17 protein-coding genes and 4 tRNA genes are annotated in these 19,145 nt (G+C 62.1%); 16 read left to right on the forward strand and 5 right to left on the reverse strand.

The window, feature by feature from the left end:
- Positions 1-10 precede the first annotated feature (10 nt).
- Positions 11-3,598, forward strand: a complete 3,588-nt coding sequence (locus tag U0004_RS02795; RefSeq protein WP_070258606.1) for an ABC transporter permease/M1 family aminopeptidase — start codon at positions 11-13, stop codon at positions 3,596-3,598.
- On the opposite strand, the gene U0004_RS02800 is transcribed toward U0004_RS02795, so the two are convergent.
- Genes U0004_RS02800 through U0004_RS02820 form a run of 5 tightly spaced genes read right to left on the reverse strand, consistent with a single transcriptional unit; the run spans position 3,585 to position 7,537 of the window.
- Complete coding sequence (locus tag U0004_RS02800) at positions 3,585-4,283, reverse strand: LytR/AlgR family response regulator transcription factor (protein WP_070258607.1); 699 nt, start codon at positions 4,281-4,283, stop codon at positions 3,585-3,587. The genes U0004_RS02795 and U0004_RS02800 overlap by 14 nt on opposite strands.
- Positions 4,274-5,380, reverse strand: a complete 1,107-nt coding sequence (locus U0004_RS02805) for a sensor histidine kinase (RefSeq protein ID WP_230522791.1) — start codon at positions 5,378-5,380, stop codon at positions 4,274-4,276. Before U0004_RS02805 ends, U0004_RS02800 begins: the two co-directional genes overlap by 10 nt.
- Positions 5,332-6,267 carry a tRNA 2-thiocytidine(32) synthetase TtcA gene (ttcA, locus tag U0004_RS02810; RefSeq protein WP_070258652.1) on the reverse strand — a complete coding sequence of 312 codons (936 nt, stop codon included), beginning with the start codon at positions 6,265-6,267 and terminating at the stop codon, positions 5,332-5,334. The genes U0004_RS02805 and ttcA overlap by 49 nt, the downstream gene beginning before the upstream one ends.
- Positions 6,268-6,299: 32 nt before the next feature.
- The gene (locus U0004_RS02815; protein ID WP_034783508.1) at positions 6,300-6,698 is read right to left on the reverse strand and encodes a dihydroneopterin aldolase; all 399 of its coding nucleotides are present in this window, start codon (positions 6,696-6,698) and stop codon (positions 6,300-6,302) included.
- Positions 6,699-6,751: 53 nt separating this feature from the next.
- Positions 6,752-7,537, reverse strand: coding sequence for an SDR family oxidoreductase (locus tag U0004_RS02820; RefSeq protein ID WP_070258608.1), 786 nt, complete (start codon positions 7,535-7,537; stop codon positions 6,752-6,754).
- Positions 7,538-7,618: 81 nt separating this feature from the next.
- On the opposite strand from U0004_RS02820, the gene U0004_RS02825 reads away from it, so the two are divergent.
- The 15 genes from U0004_RS02825 to rplL all read left to right on the forward strand — a co-directional run bounded on the left by U0004_RS02825 (position 7,619) and on the right by rplL (position 19,017).
- Entirely contained in the window at positions 7,619-8,770 is a 1,152-nt protein-coding gene (locus U0004_RS02825) for a class I SAM-dependent methyltransferase (protein WP_070258654.1), read from the forward strand.
- 149 nt (positions 8,771-8,919) lie between these two features.
- Positions 8,920-9,999: a J domain-containing protein gene (locus U0004_RS02830; protein WP_070258610.1), complete on the forward strand. Its 1,080-nt coding sequence runs from the start codon at positions 8,920-8,922 to the stop codon at positions 9,997-9,999.
- Positions 10,000-10,062: 63 nt separating this feature from the next.
- Complete coding sequence (locus U0004_RS02835; protein ID WP_070258612.1) at positions 10,063-11,658, forward strand: DUF3369 domain-containing protein; 1,596 nt, start codon at positions 10,063-10,065, stop codon at positions 11,656-11,658.
- Between the two features lie 133 nt (positions 11,659-11,791).
- Positions 11,792-13,438 carry a tetratricopeptide repeat-containing response regulator gene (locus U0004_RS02840; protein ID WP_034753121.1) on the forward strand — a complete coding sequence of 549 codons (1,647 nt, stop codon included), beginning with the start codon at positions 11,792-11,794 and terminating at the stop codon, positions 13,436-13,438.
- A gap of 233 nt (positions 13,439-13,671) precedes the next feature.
- Positions 13,672-13,756 (forward strand) — tRNA-Tyr (locus U0004_RS02845).
- Between the two features lie 63 nt (positions 13,757-13,819).
- A tRNA-Gly gene (locus U0004_RS02850) sits at positions 13,820-13,893 on the forward strand.
- A 43-nt stretch (positions 13,894-13,936) separates the two neighbouring features.
- Positions 13,937-14,011: transfer RNA gene (locus U0004_RS02855), tRNA-Thr, on the forward strand.
- A gap of 88 nt (positions 14,012-14,099) precedes the next feature.
- Positions 14,100-15,290 (forward strand): elongation factor Tu, encoded by a 1,191-nt coding sequence (tuf, locus tag U0004_RS02860; RefSeq protein ID WP_034753125.1) that lies wholly within the window; start codon positions 14,100-14,102, stop codon positions 15,288-15,290.
- Positions 15,291-15,356: 66 nt separating this feature from the next.
- Positions 15,357-15,432, forward strand: a tRNA-Trp gene (locus U0004_RS02865).
- A 32-nt stretch (positions 15,433-15,464) separates the two neighbouring features.
- Positions 15,465-15,848 (forward strand): preprotein translocase subunit SecE, encoded by a 384-nt coding sequence (gene secE, locus U0004_RS02870; RefSeq protein WP_010394308.1) that lies wholly within the window; start codon positions 15,465-15,467, stop codon positions 15,846-15,848.
- Positions 15,848-16,474: a transcription termination/antitermination protein NusG gene (gene nusG / locus U0004_RS02875; RefSeq protein WP_034753130.1), complete on the forward strand. Its 627-nt coding sequence runs from the start codon at positions 15,848-15,850 to the stop codon at positions 16,472-16,474. The genes secE and nusG overlap by 1 nt, the downstream gene beginning before the upstream one ends.
- Positions 16,475-16,589: 115 nt before the next feature.
- Complete coding sequence (rplK, locus tag U0004_RS02880; RefSeq protein ID WP_034783246.1) at positions 16,590-17,024, forward strand: 50S ribosomal protein L11; 435 nt, start codon at positions 16,590-16,592, stop codon at positions 17,022-17,024.
- Positions 17,024-17,719: a 50S ribosomal protein L1 gene (rplA, locus tag U0004_RS02885; protein ID WP_034753134.1), complete on the forward strand. Its 696-nt coding sequence runs from the start codon at positions 17,024-17,026 to the stop codon at positions 17,717-17,719. The genes rplK and rplA overlap by 1 nt, the downstream gene beginning before the upstream one ends.
- 319 nt (positions 17,720-18,038) lie before the next feature.
- Positions 18,039-18,578 (forward strand): 50S ribosomal protein L10, encoded by a 540-nt coding sequence (gene rplJ, locus U0004_RS02890; RefSeq protein WP_034753621.1) that lies wholly within the window; start codon positions 18,039-18,041, stop codon positions 18,576-18,578.
- A 67-nt stretch (positions 18,579-18,645) separates the two neighbouring features.
- Entirely contained in the window at positions 18,646-19,017 is a 372-nt protein-coding gene (gene rplL, locus U0004_RS02895) for a 50S ribosomal protein L7/L12 (RefSeq protein ID WP_034753136.1), read from the forward strand.
- The last annotated feature ends 128 nt before the right edge of the window (positions 19,018-19,145 follow it).

The raw sequence follows: 19,145 nt of genomic DNA on the forward strand, positions 1-19,145 counted from the left end.
GGAGAACAGCATGTGGCAGGAATTCTTTCGCTTCGACTTGCGCTACCAATTGCGCCAGCCCTTGCTGTGGCTGATGACGGTGCCCCTGATGGCCGGTGCCTTTCTGACGGCCGGCAGCCCGACCTTCCGCCTCGGTGGCGGCATCGGCAATGTGCACCTGAACGCGCCGGCCGTGATCGCCAACCAGCTTGGCGTGCTGAGCATGCTTGCCATGTTCCTGGTGGCCGTGTTTATCGCCGGCGCCGTGCTGCGCGACAGCGACGCCGGCATCGCCGATCTGCTGTACGCCACGCCGATGCGCAAGCGCGACTACCTGGGCGGGCGCTTCCTGGCCGGCCTGGCGGCCTGCCTGCTGGTATTCGTGCTGGTGGTGCTGGCGATGATGCTCGGTTCGCTCACTTCCGCCGCCGACCCCGAGCGGCTCAACCCCGTCACGCCGCTGCCCTATCTGTGGAGCTTTGCCGTCTTTATCGTGCCCAATGTGCTGTTTGTCGCCGCGCTGCTGATGCTGCTGGCCGTGGCCGGGCGCTCGATGCTGCTCGTGTACGTGGGCGTGCTGGCGTTTTTCGTGCTGTGGGCGGCCTCCGGCCTGCTGGCCGGACGTCCGGCGCTAGCCATGACGGCGGCCTTGCTGGACCCGTTTGGCGTGCGCGCCCTGGCGCTGGCCACGCGCTACTTCACCAGCGCCGAAATGAATACGGCGCTGCCGCCGCTGGCCGGCCTGCTGCTGGCCAACCGCCTGCTGTGGGGCGTGCTGTCGCTGGCGCTGCTGGCGGCCACCATCTGGCTGTTCAAGCCGCAGCGCGCCGGTGCAGGCCGCGTCTGGTTCCGCCGTGCCGTCCGCGCGCAGGCGGCGCCCGTTGCCATCGTCGCGGCCGGCCCCGCGCTGGGCCCGGTCGTGCCGCAGTTTGGCATGGCGGCGGCATGGCGGCAATTCTGGCATGTGCTGCGCTTTGACACGATGGGCGTGCTGAAAAGCGTGCCTTTCCTCGTCATGCTGCTGCTGGCGCTGGCCAACTTCATCGCCAATGTCAGCGTCGGCGGCTTGCGCTTTGACAGCGTGCCGTATCCGCTGACGCGCCTGATGCTGGTCGAACTGGCCGACAGCCTGAACTTTGTGCTGGCCATCGTCGTGATGTTCTACAGCGGCGAGCTGGTATGGCGCGACCGGCACGCGAAGATCGCTGACCTGACGGACGCCTTGCCCGTGCCGGGCTGGCTGCCGCTGCTGGCCAAGTGCGGTGCCTTGACCGCCGTGGTGGCCGTGTTTCTGGGCGCCGGCGTGCTGGCAGCGCTGGCGGTACAGCTGCTCCAGGGCGGCGTGCGCCCGGAACCGCTGCTGTATCTGCAAGGCACGCTGATGAACGCCGCCTGGTTCGTGCTGATGGCGCTGGCCATGCTGGCGCTGCAGGTACTCGTCAACCAGAAATACGTCGCGTATGCGCTTTCGCTGCTGCTGGTGATGTTCAAGCCACTGCTGGCCGCGCTGGGCTTCGAGCATCCTCTGTACCGCTTTGCCTCGCTGCCGGAACTGGTGTACTCGGATTTGAATGGCTATGGCGGCCGGCTGGCCGGCTGGCTGTGGTTCGCGCTGTACTGGACGCTGGGTACGGTGGCGCTGCTGCTGGTGGCGCAGGCTTTTCGCCCGTCGGGGCGCGCGGCCCGCTGGCGCGTGCGCTGGTCGCAAGGCGTGCGGCGCCTGCGCGGCGCCAGCGGCTGGGCCCTGGCCCTGAGCCTGGCCGGCTTTGCCGCCAGCGGCAGCTGGATCGCCTACAACATGCACGTGCTGAACCACTATCAGTCCGGCGCGCAGCTGCTCGATGCGCGCGCCGACCATGAACGGCGCTATCGCCAGTATCTGGCGCTGCCGCAGCCCGGCATCACGGCGATTGCCGCCAATGTCGACCTGTATCCGGCGCAGCGCAGCGCGGCGATACGCGGCCGCTATCGCGTGAAGAATCGTGGCGCGACGCCGCTGCGCACGCTGTACCTGCAGATGGATACGGCGGCACAGACCACCTGGCAGGCACTGCCCGCGCACCGCGTGCTGGTCGACGATGCGCGCCATGGCGTGCGCATCATCGAACTGGCGCAGGCGCTGGCGCCGGGCGCGACGCTCGATCTTGCGTTTCTCGTGACCGTGCGCCAGCAGGGCTTTACGGCCAGCGGCCAGTCCGAGGGCGTGCAGCACAACGGCAGCTATTTCACCATCGAGCAGTATTTCCCGCACCTGGGCTACAACGCGGCGCAGGAGATCGCGGACAGCGGCGAGCGCCGGCAGCGTGGCCTGAGCGCGCCGCATGGCATGCCCAAGCTCGACGACCCGCAGGCGCGCTACAGCAATTATTGGAAGCAGTGGGGCATCGATGGCGACCTGGTCGACTTCCAGACCACCATCTCCACCAGCGCGGACCAGGTGGCGATCGCCCCGGGCACGCTGGAGGGCAGCTGGCAGCAAGGCGGGCGCCGTTATTTCAGCTACCGCATGGCGCAGCCGGCGCTGCCGTTCTTCGCCTTCCAGTCCGGCCGCTGGCAGGTGCGGCGCGCGCAGTGGCAGGATGTGGCGATCGAGATCCACCACGATGCGAAGCACGCGTGGAATACCGGCAGCATGGTCGCCGGCGCGCAGCAGGCGCTCGCCTACAACACGGCGCACTTCGGCCCCTACCCGCACCGGCACTTGCGCATCGTCGAGTTCCCCCTGTACCAGCAGTATGCGCGCAGCTTCCCGGGCCTGATCCCGTTTTCGGAGTCGCTGGGTTTTATCAGCGACCTGCGCGACCCCGATGGCGTCGACCATGTGTTCTATGTCACGGCGCATGAAGTGGCGCACCAGTGGTGGGGCGACCAGCTCATCGCCGCCAACGTGCAGGGCAGCGGCATGCTGACGGAATCGCTGGCGGAGTATTCGGCGCTGATGGCGGTGGAGCAGCGCTTCGGCGCCGACAAGGTGCGGCGCATCCTGCGCTTCGACCTCGATGCCTACCTCGCCGGCCGGGGCCGGGAACAGGGCCGGGAGCTGCCCCTGTTCCGCAGCGAGGGCCAGGCGTATATCGAATACCGCAAAGGCAGCCTGGCGTTCTACCGCCTGCGCGCCGAAATCGGCGAGGCGGCCTTGAACCGCGCCTTGAAAGCCTTCCTGGCGCAGCATCGCTATCGCAGCTCGCCCTATGCGACCAGCCGCGACCTGCTGTCCTTTATCCGCGCCGAAACGCCGACGGCGCAGCAGCAGTTGGTCACCGACCTGTTCGAGCGTATCGTCCTGTACGACAACCGCCTGGCCGGCGCCAGTGCGCTGCGCCGTGCCGATGGCCGCTGGGACGTGACCTTGCAAGTGCAGCTGGCCAAGCTGGAAGCCGACGGCAAGGGCCGCGATACGCCGCGCGCCTACGATGAGCCGGTCGACCTGGCGGTGTTTGCCGATGGCGCGCCACAGCGCCTGCTGTATCGCGGCAAGCACCGCTTGCCCGGCGGCGCCGCATCGGTGACGGTGACGGTCGATGCGCCACCGGGCGAAGCGGTGCTGGATCCGGAGCAGCTGCTGATCGAGCGCAATGGGCTGGACAACCGCCGGCGCGTGCAGCTTACAGGCGGTTGAGCTGTCTGAAGACGATGGCGCGCCGGCGCGACATGCCCACGCGCAGGCCGCCGTGCAAGGTGAGCGTCATGCCGCCCGCGGGCGCGGGCGCGATGTCCGTCACGCTGGCGAGGTTGACGATGCGGCTGCGGCTGACGCGCATGAATTTCGCCGCGTCCAGCCGCGCTTCTAGCTGCACCAGTGAGCGCAGCAGCAGCGGACGGTGGCTATCAAAATACACGCGCGTGTAATTGCCTTCCGATTCGAACAGCGCGATATCGTCCAGCGCCACGAACCAGCAGCGCTCGCCGTCCTTGATGAATACCTTGCCATCGGCGGCCGTCGCCCCGCCTTCCCGGGGGACGGGCCGGCGCTTCTCGAGCGCTTGCGCCAGCCGTGGCGGATCGATGGGTTTGAGCAGGTAATCGAGGGCGCTGACGTCAAAGGCGCGCAGCGCATAGCGGTCGTAGGCCGTGGTGAAGATCACGGCCGGCGCTTGCGCGAGCGCCCCCAGCAGGTCGAAGCCGCTGCCATCAGGCATTTGCACGTCGAGGAAAATCAGGTCCGGCGCCAGCGCCGCGATCTGCTGCAAGCCTTCCTGTACGTTGGCCGCTTCGCCGACCACGCTGACCCATGGATGCTCGCGCAGCAGGCGGCGCAACTCGTCGCGCGCCAGCCGCTCATCGTCGATGATCATCACGCGCATGTCTGCTCCCAGGGTAGTGTGACGGTGGCGATGACCCAGCCGTCCTGCTCGGCCAGGCGGCAAGTGGCTCCCGCGCCAAACAGCAGGTGCAGACGCTGGCCGGCATTGGCCAGGCCCACGCGCGTCGAGCCGCTGTCGGCTGCCAGCTTGCCCTGGTTCGCCACGCGCAGCAGCACGCTGTCATCGGCCCGGCGCGCCTCGATGCGCACGGCGCACGGGCCGGTGCTGCGTTCGACGCCATGCTTGATGGCGTTTTCGACCAAGGTTTGCAGCAGCATCGGCGGTAGCGCCACGGCGTCGAGGCCGGGAGCGATATCCTGGCTCAGTTGCAGCCGCTCTTCAAAGCGCAGCTTTTCCATGCCGAGATAGGCTTGCAGCGCGGCCAGCTCGGCATCGAGCCGCACCGTGTCGGACAATCCCGTCTGCAGATTGTGGCGCATCATGGCGGCCAGCTGGTTCATGGCGCGCGCCGCCGCCTGCACGTCCTGGAACATCAGCGCGCGGATGCTGTTCATGCTGTTGAAGAAAAAGTGGGGATTGACCTGCGCCTGCAAGGCGCGCAGTTCGGCGTCCTTGACATGGATTTCCAGCTGCAGCTTGTCGAACGCCAGTTGCGTGGCGTGGCGGCGCGACAGCGCCAGGGTGTACAGCAGCGTCCACAGCGCGAACACGATAAACCAGAGCACCGTCAGGATCGCCAGGGTGGCCGGCAGTTCGGCGCGGTCCTGCAGCAGGGCACCGTTGCGGAACAGAAGCTCGGCCAGCAGCACGGCACCTGTTTGCAGCACGCTGAGCAGCAGCAGGCCGGCGCCGATGCGCGCCAGCGGCAATCTGTCTTGCGCTCCCTTGATCCAGCCATGGCGCCGCAGGTGATTGCGCCAGCCGTGCGACAGGCCCAGGCCCGTCAGCGCGCAGAAGACCTTGGCGACCGAGAACCACAGGACATAGGCATTGGGTCCGCCGCCCCAGGAGGCGTACACGCCCAGCGCCGCCAGCGCGCCCCAGCCGGCGCACTGCGCGATCCAGTAGTCGCGCGGCGTGCGCACGGTCAGGCTTGTTGCAGCGCGATGGTGCCGAACGTGGTCGGCGTCGAGCAAGGCTCTTCGTCGAAGGCGATGTCGCCCATGGGGCTGGCCACGCCGTCCGCCTTCAAATCCTTGAAGCCGAACAGTTTCGGATCCATCAAGTGCGATGGCGCCACGTTCGACAGGGCCGAGAAGATGCTTTCCACGCGGCCGGGGAATTTCTTGTCCCATTCGCGCATCAAGCCCTTGATCTGCTTGCGCTGCAGGTTTTCCTGCGAACCGCACAGGTCGCATGGAATGATGGGGAAGCCCTTGACTTCCGCATAGCGCTGCGTGTCTTCTTCCTTCACATAGGCCATCGGGCGGATGACGATGTGCTTGCCGTCGTCCGATTGCAGCTTGGCCGGCATGCCTTTCAGTTTGCCGCCGAAGAACATATTCAGGAAGAAGGTTTCCAGGATGTCGTCGCGGTGGTGGCCCAGGGCGATCTTGTTGGCACCCAGCTCGTCGGCCACGCGGTACAGGATGCCGCGGCGCAGGCGCGAGCACAGCGAGCAGGTGGTCTTGCCTTCCGGGATTAGGCGCTTGACGATGCTGTAGGTATCCTGGTTTTCGATGTGGAAGGCCACGCCCAGTTCCGTCAGGTAGGCGGGCAGGATTTCCGGCGGGAAGTTCGGCTGCTTCTGGTCCAGGTTGACGGCGACGATGTCAAAATGGATAGGCGCGCGTTCGCGCAAGGTCATCAGAATGTCCAGCAGGGCGTAGCTATCCTTGCCGCCGGACAAGCACACCATCACCTTGTCGCCGTCTTCGATCATGTTGAAATCGCCGATGGCCTGGCCCACCAGGCGGCACAAGCGCTTGTGCAGCTTGTTGTTTTCCAGGGCGATCTTTTCCGCCTTCTTGCGCGCCAGTTTTTGCGCTTCCACATTGGCCGGCACTTCCACGGCGGCTGTCATCGTTTCCAGTACGGCAGTGTCATTCATGTTGTTCATGCTTCATCCTTGATCTTGAATACTTCCACGCCCACGCCTTCGCAGTCGGGATACACGTCCGGTTTCATGCTCGAGACGCGCGCGGCGCGCACGCGCGGGTGGGCCAGCATGGCCGCGAGCACGTCGTCGACCAGGCTTTCCTGCAGCTGCACGTGGCCTTGCGCCATGCGCCTGGCGATGGTTTCGCGCATGAAGTCGTAGTCGACCACTTCTTCCAGCTGGTCATCCTTCGGCGTCGACAGGGCCAGGGGAATGTACAGGTCGACGTTGATGAGGACGCGCTGCTCGCCCTTTTTCTCGAAGTCGTAGACGCCGATGTTGATGAGGACTTCGTAATTGCGCAGGAACAGGCGGCGGCAATCGGCCAGGCGAGGGTGGGACAGGGCGGACGACATAGTTTTACCTTTTCGGGGATGCTGGAATGCTGGTTGTTTGGTGTGGCTGCTGATTATTTGGTCAAAAACATGACGTCGCGCGGCAAGCCGATCAAATGCTGGCCGCCATCGACCAGCAGGGTCGTGCCCGTCAGCGCGCGCGCGCCGGCCACGTAACAGACGCAGTCGGCCACATCCTCGGGCGTGCTGGAGCGTCCCAGCGGCGTGTTTTCATGCGCCTTGGCGAAGTTCGCTTCCGTCTGTTCGCCGGAGACCATGGTGATGCCGGGGGCAATGCCCACCACGCGCACTTTCGGCGCCAGCGCCTGGGCCAGCATGGTGGTCGCCGACAGCAGTGCCGCCTTGGACAGGGTGTACGACAAAAAATCAGGATTGAGATTGTACAGTTTTTGATCCAGCAAGTTGATGACCACGGCTTGCCCGCCTGCCGGGGTGGCCTGGTACAGCGCTTGCGCCAGCAGGATGGGGGCGGCCAGGTTGGCGTGCATGTGGGCGTCGAGGGCGGTGAAAGAAAAATCGCCCGCATTGTCGTATTCAAACAACGATGCGTTGTTGACCACGCAAGTCACGGCGCCCAGCGCCGCCTGTGCCTGTGGCAACAGCTGGCGCACGGCGTCTTCCTGCGCCAGGTCGCAGGGGAACGCTTGCGCGCGGCGCCCCAGCGCCGTGATTTCCGCCACCAGGCTGAGCGCCTCGTCGCGCGAGTCGCGGTAGTGGACGGCGATATCCCAGCCGTCGCGCGCCAGGCCGAGCGCGATGGCGCGGCCGATGCGGCGCGCCGCGCCCGTGACGAGGGCGACGCGGGGAGTGCTGTGTGGCAGTGTCGATGCTGGTGTCATGTCTTTACTGTATATATGGAGTGAGCGGGCTTGCCATGGCCGGTACTGGCGGCCCGCGCCGCCGATTCGCTACAATACGGTATGTCTCTTCCCGTACCCGATAGCGACGCGCTGGCCGCGTCCCATGCCTTGCAGCACCAGATTGCCGCCGAAATCGCGCGCAATGACGGCGCCATTCCCTTTGTCCGCTTCATGGAGCTGGCGCTGTATGCGCCTGACCTCGGCTATTACAGCGGCGGCGCCGCCAAGCTGGGCAAAGATGGCGATTTTACAACCGCGCCGGAAATCTCTCCCCTGTTCGGCGCCACCCTGGCCCATGTGGCAGCCGCTATTATGGCGCAAACGGCCCCGCGCATCCTCGAATTCGGCGCCGGTACGGGCAAGCTGGCCTGCGATATCCTGACGGAAGCGGCGAATGCCGGCATCCCTATCGAACAGTATGCGATCGTCGAACTGTCCGGCGAATTGCGCGCGCGCCAGGAGCTGGCCCTGGCCGGCTTCCCGCAAGTAGTGTGGCTCGACGGCTTCCCCGACAGTTTCGAAGGCGCCGTGTTCGGCAATGAAGTGCTCGACGCCATGCCAGTCAACCTGATCAGCAAGACGCCCGCCGGCTGGTGCGAACTCGACGTCAGCATTGCCGATGGCCAGTTCGTGTTTGTCGAACGTCCGGCCGGCGCCGACGTGGCGGCGCAGATCGCCGCCCAGGTGCCGGATGCCGAGCACTTGCCGGTCGGCTATGTCAGCGAGATCCATGGCGTGGCCTGCGGCTTCATGCGCTCGCTGGCGCGCATGCTGACCAATGGCAAGGGCGGCGCGGCCGTGCTGTTCGATTACGGCTTCCCCGCCCACGAGTATTACCTGGACTTGCGCGCCACGGGCACCCTGATGTGCCATTACCGCCACCACGCCCACGCGGAACCGTTCTATCTGCCCGGCTTGCAGGACATCACGGCCCACGTGGATTTCACGGCCATGGCGGTGGCGGCGCAGGATGCGGGTCTCGATGTGCTTGCCTATATGAACCAGGCGTCCTTCTTGCTGGGCGCGGGCATCGGCGACTTGCTGCTGCGTACCGATCCGGAACAGGTCAAAACGTATTTGCCGCAGGCCAGCGCCGTGCAAAAGCTGGTGTCGCCCGCCGAGATGGGGGAATTGTTCAAGGTGCTGGTGGTAGGGCACCAGGTGGAGTTGCCGGAAGCCCTGTTGTCCAGTGACCGCAGTCACCGCTTGTAAGCGCCTGCAATATCAAGGCAGGGCAGTGCCGCCCTGCAATTTCCTGTCCGCCGGTGGTTATTATCTTGTCATATCGTATATGATGACCGACACAGCACGGTTCCATCCTGCAAGAACCCGTCGCCGCGCACCGATTTCAAGATAGAACGATGGGAAAGATACATACACACTATGACAACCTGAAAGTGGCGCGCCTGGCGCCGCAGGAAGTCATACGTGCCGCGTACAAAGCCCTCAGTCAGAAATACCATCCGGACAAGAATCCTGGCGACGAAAAGGCCGCCCGCATCATGGCGATCCTCAACAGCGCCTATGGCACCTTGTCCGATCCACAACGCCGCAAGGAACACGACGAGTGGATCGCCGCCGAGGAGTGGGAAATCGAATGGCTGGAAAGCACCCACCACGAGGAAGGCAAGAGCCGCGATGGCCGCGCGAAAGGCCATGCCCAATCGCATGAGCACGCCTGGGCGCAGGATGTGCCGCCGCCGAAGGGCAAGGCGCCGCCCATCTGGCGCAACTGGCGCTGGTGGCTGAGTCTGCTTGTCTGCCTGTTGCTGGGCTGGCTGGGCGCCTTGCTCATGCTCGATACCTCGCAGCCGATGCCGGCCGCGCTGGCGTCGGCCTGGAGCGGCCTGGCCCGTGATGGCGCCAGGGCGCACCCGGACGCGTCTTCGGCGGATGGCGTCGCCACGCCGCCGGCAAAAAACGAGGCGGTGGCTATCGATAGTTGGGCCGTGGGCAAGCCGTATGCGGCCGAGCCCGCGCAAGCGAAGGCACCGGAGATCCGCGTGCTGGCCGTCTCACAGCTGAGCCTGAAAGCCAGCCGTCCCGCCTGCGATGGCGCCAGCCAGGCCGAGTCGGCGGCGCTGGTGGCGCCGAATGGCGAGCCATGGCCGGCGCAATCGGGCTATGTGGATGGCTTTCCGATCGGTAACAAGGGCGAGGAACTGAGCTTGACCATCGATAACAGCAGCAACGCGGCGCCCGTCTTCGTCAAGCTGTATGACCAGGAGCGGCGCTCGAATGTGCGCTACCTGTACATCCTGGCCAATGACAAGCTGACGGTGGAGCAGCTCAGCGCGGGCAAGTACGAAGTGCGTTACCAGGCTGTCGGGCCAGGCCAGGACAATTGCGGCGGCGCCACGCGCAGCGGTGCAGCGCTACCCGCGCCGGCGCCGGCCACCGGAGACGGCGCTACGCAGAATCCTGTTGTAAGCAGCATCTAATCTGATTATGCTTGATAGGCGTCAACGCAGCGTCCACATCGAACTTATCCCTTAGGAGTATTCATGACCGACCTCAAAGCCGATGCAGATGATAACTGGCTGCTCGACGAAGATGAGCCGGTGGCCAGTCCTGCCGGGCTGGCCGCGCCCGACCAGCGCCTGTGGCGTGTCCTGATCGTCGACGATGACGTGGATGTGCATGCGGTCACGCGGCTGGCGCTGCGCAATGTCAGCTTCAAGGGCCGCGAACTGGAACTGTTTTCCGCCTACAGCGGCCGCGAAGCGTACGACATCCTGCGCGACACGCCCGATATCGCGCTGGTGCTGCTCGACGTGGTGATGGAAACGGACGATGCCGGCCTGATCCTCGCCAAGCGCATCCGCGCCGACCTGAACAATTCCATCGTGCGCGTCGTGCTGCGCACGGGCCAGCCGGGCCAGGCGCCCGAGCAGCGCGTCATCATCGAATACGACATCAACGATTACAAGGCCAAGACGGAACTGACGACGCAAAAGCTGTTTACCACCGTCATCTCGGCCCTGCGCGCCTACGAGAGCCTGATGATGCTCGAGCGCAGCCGCATCGGCCTGGGCAAGATACTCGCCGGCGCCACCAATCTGTACCAGATCCATTCCCTGCGCGAATTCGCTTCCGGCGTGCTCAACCAGGTCAGCGCCATCCTCGACGTGGGCGCCGACGGCGTGCTGTGCCTGATGCAGGGCGGCGCCGGACGGCCCGAAGTGGTGGCCGCCACGGGCACGTATGCCGTGCTGGCCGAGGCGGAAGCCATGCCGGCCGACCATGCCCTGACGCCCACCATCGACAAGGCGTTCGCGGAAAAGCGCAGCCAGTTCGAGCATCCGGCCAATGTGCTGTTCATCCATACGGAAGGCAACCGCGAGCTGGCCATCTCCGTCACGCCGCCGTGGCCGCTGGCGCAGATCCAGCGCGACTTGCTGGAAGTGTTTTGCCAGCGCATCGCCGCCGCCTTCGACAACCTGTACATGTTCGGCCAGCTGCGCAAGGCGCAGGAAGCGACCGTGGTGGCGCTGGCCGACCTGGCCGAGTTCCGCGACAGCGACACGGGCGGCCACGTGCGGCGCGTGCAGCTATTGTCCGACGCCATCGCCCGGCGCATGCAGCAGCGCGGCGTGTACCCGGATGAGCTGACGCCGCAGCTGCTCGACATGATCGGCCTGGCCAGCATCCTGCACGACGTGGGCAAGGTGGCGACGCCGGACGCCGTGCTGCTCAAGCCGGGCAAGCATACGGACGAGGAGCGGGCGCAGATGCAGCTGCATGCCAGCGTCGGGCGCACCATCCTCGAGCGGGCCGCCAACATGGTCGACGGCGTCAGCTATCTGACCTATGGCGCGCAGATCGCCGGTGGCCACCACGAACACTTCGATGGCGCCGGCTACCCGCATGGCCTGAAGGGGCGCGATATTCCCGTGGCCGCGCGCATCGTTGCCGTGGTCGACGTTTTCGATGCCTTGCTGCACGAGCGGCCTTACAAGGAACCGTGGCCTTATCCGCAGGTGCGCGAGTACATCGAGCAGCGCAGCGGCAGCCAGTTCGATCCGGAAGTGGTGACGGCGCTGCTGGAACTGATCGACCATGAACCGCAACTGTGGCATCCGGAGCGCGCCGTCGCTTGAGTAGCCGCTTCGTTGGCATTTTTCGGCGCGCCGCCATTCCCTTGCGCGCGGCGCCGTCATATACTCGGCAGCCTCATGCTGGCTGGCGCCACGCACCAGTGTGGCGCGCCGCGGAGTTTTCGGACATCACGACATGAAAGAACTCAAGGGCCTCAGCGCACTGATCATCGAGCCGCATCCGGGCATGCGCGCCAGCCTGCACAATATGCTCAACCTGTGCGGCCTGGCGAAGATCGACGACGCGGCCAGCTCCGGCCAGGCGATCCGCATGCTGGGCAGCAAATCGTATGACTTGATCCTGTGCGAATACGATCTCGATGGCGGGCAGGATGGCCAGCAGATGCTGGAAGACCTGCGCCACCACAAATTGATGCACGCATCGACCATGTTCTTCATGGTCACGGGCGAAGGCAGCTTCGCCAAGGTGGTCAGCGCCGTCGAGCTGTTGCCTACCGATTACATCCTCAAGCCCTTCACCGCTGACAACATGCTCGAGCGCATCGGCCGCGCGCTGGACAAGCGCAATGCCTTCGTGCCCGTGTATGAACTGATCGACGTGGGCAATGAGCGCGCGGCGATTGCCGCCTGCGCCGAGGGCGCCAGCCTGTATCCCCGCTACGCCACCGATTTCCTGCGCTTGCGCGCGGAACTGCACCTGCTGCTGGGCGAGGCGGCCGACGCCGAGCCGATCTACGCGGCCCTGTATGAGAGCAAGTCCATCGGCTGGGCGCGCCTGGGGCAGGCCAAGACGCAATTTTTGCTGGGCGAGTACGAAGCGGCGCAGGGCACCCTGGAAGGGCTGCTGGAAAACAACAAGCGTTTTCTCGATGCGTATGACTGGCTGGCGCGCACGCACCTGGCGCAAGGCAAGCCGGAACTGGCGCAGGCGGCCTTGAGCGAAGCGGTGGCCCTGTCGCCGCACGCCGTGCGCCGCTTGCGCCGCCTGGGCGAGGCGGCCCTGGCGGCTGACGATATCGAGATGGCGGAAAAATCCCTCAAATTGGTGGTCAGCAAGGCCAAGTATTCGGAATTCCGCGACCCGGAAGACCATGTGCGCCTGGTGCAGACCCTGGTGCGCAAGGGCGACCCGCTGCAGGCGGGCGCCGTGATCCGCGACCTCGACAAGTCGATGGGCGGGCAAAAGAATGCGGAACTGTGCAGCGCCCTGTGCAGCGCCATGCTGCATGCGCATACGGGCAATGAGGAGCGCCTGCAGCAATCGCTGGACGCGGCCCTGGCCGCCAACCGCCACAGCGTGGGCGGCTCGAACATGCTGAAAACGGAACTGGCGCGCCATTGCCTGGCGCATGGGCGCGAGGATGGCGCCGCCGAGGTGATGCGTGAAGTCATGCGCAACGCGCCCGACAGTGCGGCCATGACGCGCGCCATGGCCGTGTTCGAACAGGCGGGGCGCGAAGAGCTGGCCAAGGCATTGGCGCGGCAAAGCCGCCAGGAAGTGGCCGACATGGTGGCGGCCGGCGCGGCCAGGGCAGGCGAGGGAGATTTCCGCGGCGCCGTCGATCTGATGGGCGAAGCCGTCACGCGCCTGCCCGATAATCCGCAAGTGGTGTTCAATGCGGCCGTGGCCGTGCTGAAGTGCCTGGAACACGAAGGCTGGGATGAGCGCATGGGCCAGCAGGCGCTGACGTTTATCGCCGGCGTGCGCCGCCTGGACCCGCGCAACCCCAAATTGCCCGTACTGTCGGGCCTGCATCAGCAGTTATTGCGCAAATATAAGCCCCTTGGCAACTCCTGGATGCATCCGCCTGATGCCCGTTAAATGGAAAAAATGCGGGGTGAGTGACGGGAAAATGCGGCTTGCGGGCAGGGGGCATAAAAAAAATGCGAAAAAAGTCGACTTTTTCGCGCCAACCCTTGCACATTCTCAAATCGGGAGCTTATAATCACGCCCCGAAGCAGCCAACTTCTTCTTTATAAGCAAATGCAGCAGTCAGGCATCAGTAAATAAGGTTGACAGTTGTGAATAGATGCTTCATACTCTGCGGTTCCCGCGGAGGGGTGGCCGAGTGGTTAAAGGCGACAGACTGTAAATCTGTTCTCTATGAGTACGCTGGTTCGAATCCAGCCCCCTCCACCAAGTTTTTGCAAGGAAAACTGGGTAGTAGCAAAAAGCAAGTGAAGATAAAGTGAACGATACCTCGCGGGTGTAGCTCAATGGTAGAGCAGAAGCCTTCCAAGCTTACGACGAGGGTTCGATTCCCTTCACCCGCTCCAGTTTCCGTTCAGATGCTTGATGCATCGCATGCAACAAATTACAGCCCTTGTAGCTCAGTGGTAGAGCACTCCCTTGGTAAGGGAGAGGCCACGTGTTCGATCCACGTCAAGGGCACCAGAATTCGCAGCAGGCAGCACAGAAGCAATTCAAACCAGACCGTCGGGCGTGTGCCTGAGCAATCTAATCAAATCATTAGGAGTTCAAAATGGCAAAAGGTAAATTCGAACGGACCAAGCCGCACGTCAACGTCGGCACCATCGGCCACGTCGACCACGGTAAAACCACGCTGACCGCTGCAATCGCAACGGTTCTGTCGAAGAAATTCGGCGGCGAAGCTAAAGCATACGACCAGATCGATGCAGCACCAGAAGAAAAAGCGCGCGGTATCACGATTAACACGGCCCACGTCGAGTACGAAACGGAAACGCGTCACTACGCGCACGTTGACTGCCCAGGCCACGCCGATTACATCAAAAACATGATTACCGGTGCTGCGCAGATGGACGGCGCGATCCTGGTGTGCTCCGCAGCTGACGGCCCAATGCCACAGACCCGCGAACACATCCTGCTGGCCCGCCAAGTTGGCGTTCCATACATCATCGTGTTCCTGAACAAGTGCGACCTGGTCGACGATGCAGAGCTGCTGGAACTGGTTGAAATGGAAGTGCGCGAGCTGTTGTCGAAGTACGAATTCCCAGGCGACGACCTGCCAATCATCAAAGGTTCGGCACGTATGGCGCTGGAAGGCAAAGAAGGCGAAATGGGCGTTGACGCAGTGCTGCGTCTGGCCGATGCGCTGGATGCATACATCCCAACGCCAGAGCGCGCTGTTGATGGTGCTTTCCTGATGCCAGTGGAAGACGTGTTCTCGATCTCGGGTCGCGGTACCGTTGTGACCGGTCGTATCGAGCGCGGCATTGTTAAAGTCGGCGAAGAGATCGAAATCGTCGGTATCACCGATACCGTCAAAACGACTTGCACCGGCGTGGAAATGTTCCGCAAACTGCTGGACCAAGGTCAAGCTGGCGACAACGTTGGTCTGCTGCTGCGCGGCACCAAGCGTGAAGACGTGCAACGTGGTCAAGTTCTGGCAAAACCAGGCTCGATCAAGCCGCATGCACACTTCACCGGCGAGATCTATGTTCTGTCGAAAGATGAAGGCGGCCGTCATACGCCATTCTTCAACAACTATCGTCCACAGTTCTACTTCCGTACGACGGACGTAACCGGTTCGATCGAGTTGCCAGCAGACAAAGAAATGGTCATGCCAGGCGATAACGTGTCGATCACCGTCAAGCTGATCAACCCGATCGCGATGGAAGAAGGTCTGCGCTTCGCTATCCGCGAAGGCGGCCGTACCGTCGGCGCCGGCGTGGTTGCAAAAATCCTCGCATAAGGAAATGTTATGCTTCCACCCGGGGCGTCCTGGGTGGTAGAATAGCACTCCTCGAAAGTTTTACGTAGGGACGTAGCTCAATTGGCAGAGCGTCGGTCTCCAAAACCGAAGGTTGGGGGTTCGATGCCCTCCGTCCCTGCCACCGTCAAGGTGCAGGGCACCGAAAGTAGAAAAATGTCAAATCAATCCGTGCAAACCGTTAGCACGTCGAGTGACAAGATAAAAGTCGCGCTGGCAATAGTGGCTGCGATTGCAGGAGTAGTCGGGTTTTATTACCTGGCAGGCCAACCAGCTCTGGTGCGTGCAAGCGCGCTTGTGGCTGGTTTGGTTATTGCTGTTGCGCTCTTGTATGTCTCGACGACCGGCCGTGAATTTCTCAATTTCGCCAAAGAAGCTGTGCGCGAAACCAAGAAAGTCGTTTGGCCTACCCGCAAAGAAGCCACGCAGATTACTGCGATCGTGTTTGCCTTTGTGCTGGTCATGGCGATTTTCCTGTGGGGCACGGATAAATTGCTCGAGTTTTTGTTGTATGACGTAATTCTGGGTTGGAAAAAATAATGAGCGAAAATGTGCATGATGAAGCGGCGGACGAGTCCGTTCCGGGCGACGCTCCGGTAGCGGACACTGGTGCAGCGCTGAGCGTGCCAGTAAGCAGCAAGCGCTGGTATGTCGTGCATGCTTATTCCGGCATGGAAAAAAGCGTCATGCGCGCACTGACCGAGCGCATCGAGCGCGCGGGCATGCAAGACCAGTTCGGCCAGATCCTGGTGCCGATCGAAGAAGTCGTTGAAGTCAAGAATGGTGTGAAGTCCGTCACCGAACGTCGTTTCTATCCTGGCTATGTGCTGGTTGAAATGGAAATGACGGACGAGAGCTGGCACTTGGTCAAGAACACCAGCAAGGTTACCGGTTTCATTGGTGGCAAGTCGAACAAGCCGACGCCGATCTCCGCGCGCGAAATCGACGGCATCATGAAGCAGATGCAGGAAGGTGTTGAAAAGCCCCGTCCAAAAACCTTGTACGAAGTGGGCGAGCAAGTCCGCATCAAGGATGGTCCGTTCACCGATTTCAACGGCAATGTCGAAGAAGTCAATTACGAGAAATCCAAAGTGCGCGTCTCGGTCACCATTTTCGGTCGCGCTACCCCGGTAGAGCTCGAATTCGGCCAAGTCGAAAAAGTTTAAGCATTAGCAAGCGCCACCAGGAGCGTTGCGGCAGTCTCAGCAAAATCCGGTCAGAGGAGCCCCGCCAGGGTAGGATCGGCGGGGCGCTACTACTCAATCCAAGATAGGAGCCATCATGGCAAAGAAAATCATTGGTTTTATCAAGCTGCAAGTGCCAGCTGGTAAAGCAAACCCATCCCCACCAATCGGTCCAGCTCTGGGTCAACGTGGTCTGAACATCATGGAATTCTGCAAAGCGTTCAACGCGCAGACCCAAGGTATGGAACCAGGCATGCCGATCCCAGTCGTGATCACCGCGTTTGCGGACAAGTCCTTCACGTTCGTGATGAAGACGCCTCCAGCAACCTACCTGATCAAAAAAGCTGCTGCGATCACCAAAGGTTCGCCGAAGCCACATACCGACAAAGTCGGTACGCTGACCCGCGCACAAGCTGAAGAAATCGCTAAATTGAAAACCCCTGATCTGACCGCTGCCGACATGGATGCTGCTGTACGCACCATCGCTGGTTCCGCTCGTTCGATTGGTATCACGGTGGAAGGTGTTGTATAATGGCTAAGTTATCCAAACGTATCAAGGCTTTGAAAGCCAAAGTCGACCGTACCAAAGTGTACGCTTTCGACAACGCTGTCGCTCTGATCAAAGAGTGCGCAACGGCCAAGTTCAATGAATCGATCGACGTATCGGTACAACTGGGTGTTGATCCTAAGAAATCCGACCAAGTGGTGCGCGGCTCCGTCGTGCTGCCAGCTGGTACCGGCAAAACCGTACGCGTGGCTGTATTCGCGTCGGGTGAAAAAGCGGAAGCTGCCAAAGCAGCTGGCGCCGACATCGTTGGTATGGAAGACCTGGCTGAGCAGATCAAAGCCGGCGACATGCCTTTCGACATCGTTATCGCTTCGCCAGATACCATGCGTATCGTTGGTACCCTGGGTCAGATCCTGGGCCCACGCGGCATGATGCCTAACCCGAAAGTTGGCACTGTTACTCCTGACGTCGCTACCGCCGTGAAAAACGCGAAAGCCGGTCAAGTTCAGTACCGTACCGACAAATCCGGTATCATCCACGCTACCATCGGCCGTAAATCGTTCGCTGACGCAGATCTGAAGTCGAATCTGGTCGCACTGATCGACGCACTGAACAAAGCCAAGCCAGCATCGAGCAAAGGCGTGTACCTGCGCAAAGTTTCGCTGTCGTCGACCATGGGCGCTGGCGTCCGTGTTGATCAGGCTAGCCTGGCAGCTTAAGTAACAGAATCAAGTCCCACGCGCCTTCGGGCGCTGTGGGCGCATCTTTGGGCTGTCGGCCCGGTGTTCGCACCAGGCCGGCAGACAATCAAAGACCGTTGGGCCGACTGCGATCGCACATGCAGAAGGTTAATAGGCTTGCCGGCAACGGCAGGTGCCCAACGCAGATGGTGTACCCGAACAAGTTTTGTAGTCCTCATGCTGCGTGAATCCATCCGCTCAGTTTAGTACTTCTTGACTTCGGACGCCGTGTTCGAACCGATGCAAGGCGCTCAACCACTCGGTTGTGATTGCCGAACATCATTTAAGGAGGTTGACCGTGAGTCTCAATCTGAATGACAAAAAGGCCGTCGTCGCCGAAGTTTCCGCACAAGTAGCAAATGCGCAAACGATCGTCGTGGCCGAATATCGTGGCATCCAGGTTGGTCACTTGACGCAACTGCGTGCTAAAGCGCGTGCCCAAGGCGTGTACCTGCGTGTGTTGAAAAACACTCTGGCTCGTCGCTCCGTTGAAGGTACCGCATTCGCCAGCCTGGCAGATGCCATGACCGGCCCGTTGATCTACTCGATCTCGGCCGATGCCGTTGCAGCAGCTAAAGTCATCGCTGACTTCGCTAAAACCAACGACAAACTGGTCATCAAAGCAGGTAACTACGCAGGCAAGCCGCTGGATACAGCTGCTGTCACCGCGTTGGCGAGCATTCCTAGCCGTGAAGTCCTCATTTCGCAGTTGTTGGGCGTTATGCTGGCTCCGGTTTCGGGCTTTGCACGTGGTCTGGCTGCCCTGGCAGCGAAAAAAGGCGAAGGCGCCGAAGCTCCTGCAGAAGCAGCAGCAGAAGAAGCCCCAGCAGCCGCTTAATTGCGCGCGCTTTTTTCTCTCAGTACCAATCTGATGTAACTAACGTAATAAATTTAGGAGTTTCAAAATGGCAATTAGCAAAGACGATATCCTGGAAGCAGTTAGCGCCATGTCCGTAATGGACCTGAACGACCTGGTTAAAGCATTCGAAGAAAAATTCGGCGTGTCCGCAGCAGCAATGGCTTCGGCCGGTCCTGCAGCAGGCCCAGCAGCAGCTGCTGAAGAGCAAACCGAATTCAACGTCATCCTTGACACCTTCGGCGCAAACAAAGTTGGCGTTATTAAAGCAGTTCGCGAAATCACCGGCCTGGGCTTGAAAGAAGCTAAAGACCTGGTCGATGGCGCACCAAAAACTGTGAAAGAAGCAGTGTCGAAAGCTGACGCTGAAGCTGCACAGAAGAAACTGGTAGAAGCCGGCGCAACCGCTTCGATCAAGTAATATCTGTACCGGCGGCAGTTAGCGCCCGAGTCAAAGTCTGAGGTTTCCCCTCGCAAGGGGGGAAATCCGACTTTGGCTCCTTTGTCGTCTGCATCGTATTTGTCATGTAGTTGTAGCAGCAGTTTTTA

The sequence above is a fragment of the Janthinobacterium lividum genome (assembly GCF_034424625.1).
GTDB classification, from domain to species: domain Bacteria; phylum Pseudomonadota; class Gammaproteobacteria; order Burkholderiales; family Burkholderiaceae_D; genus Janthinobacterium; species Janthinobacterium lividum.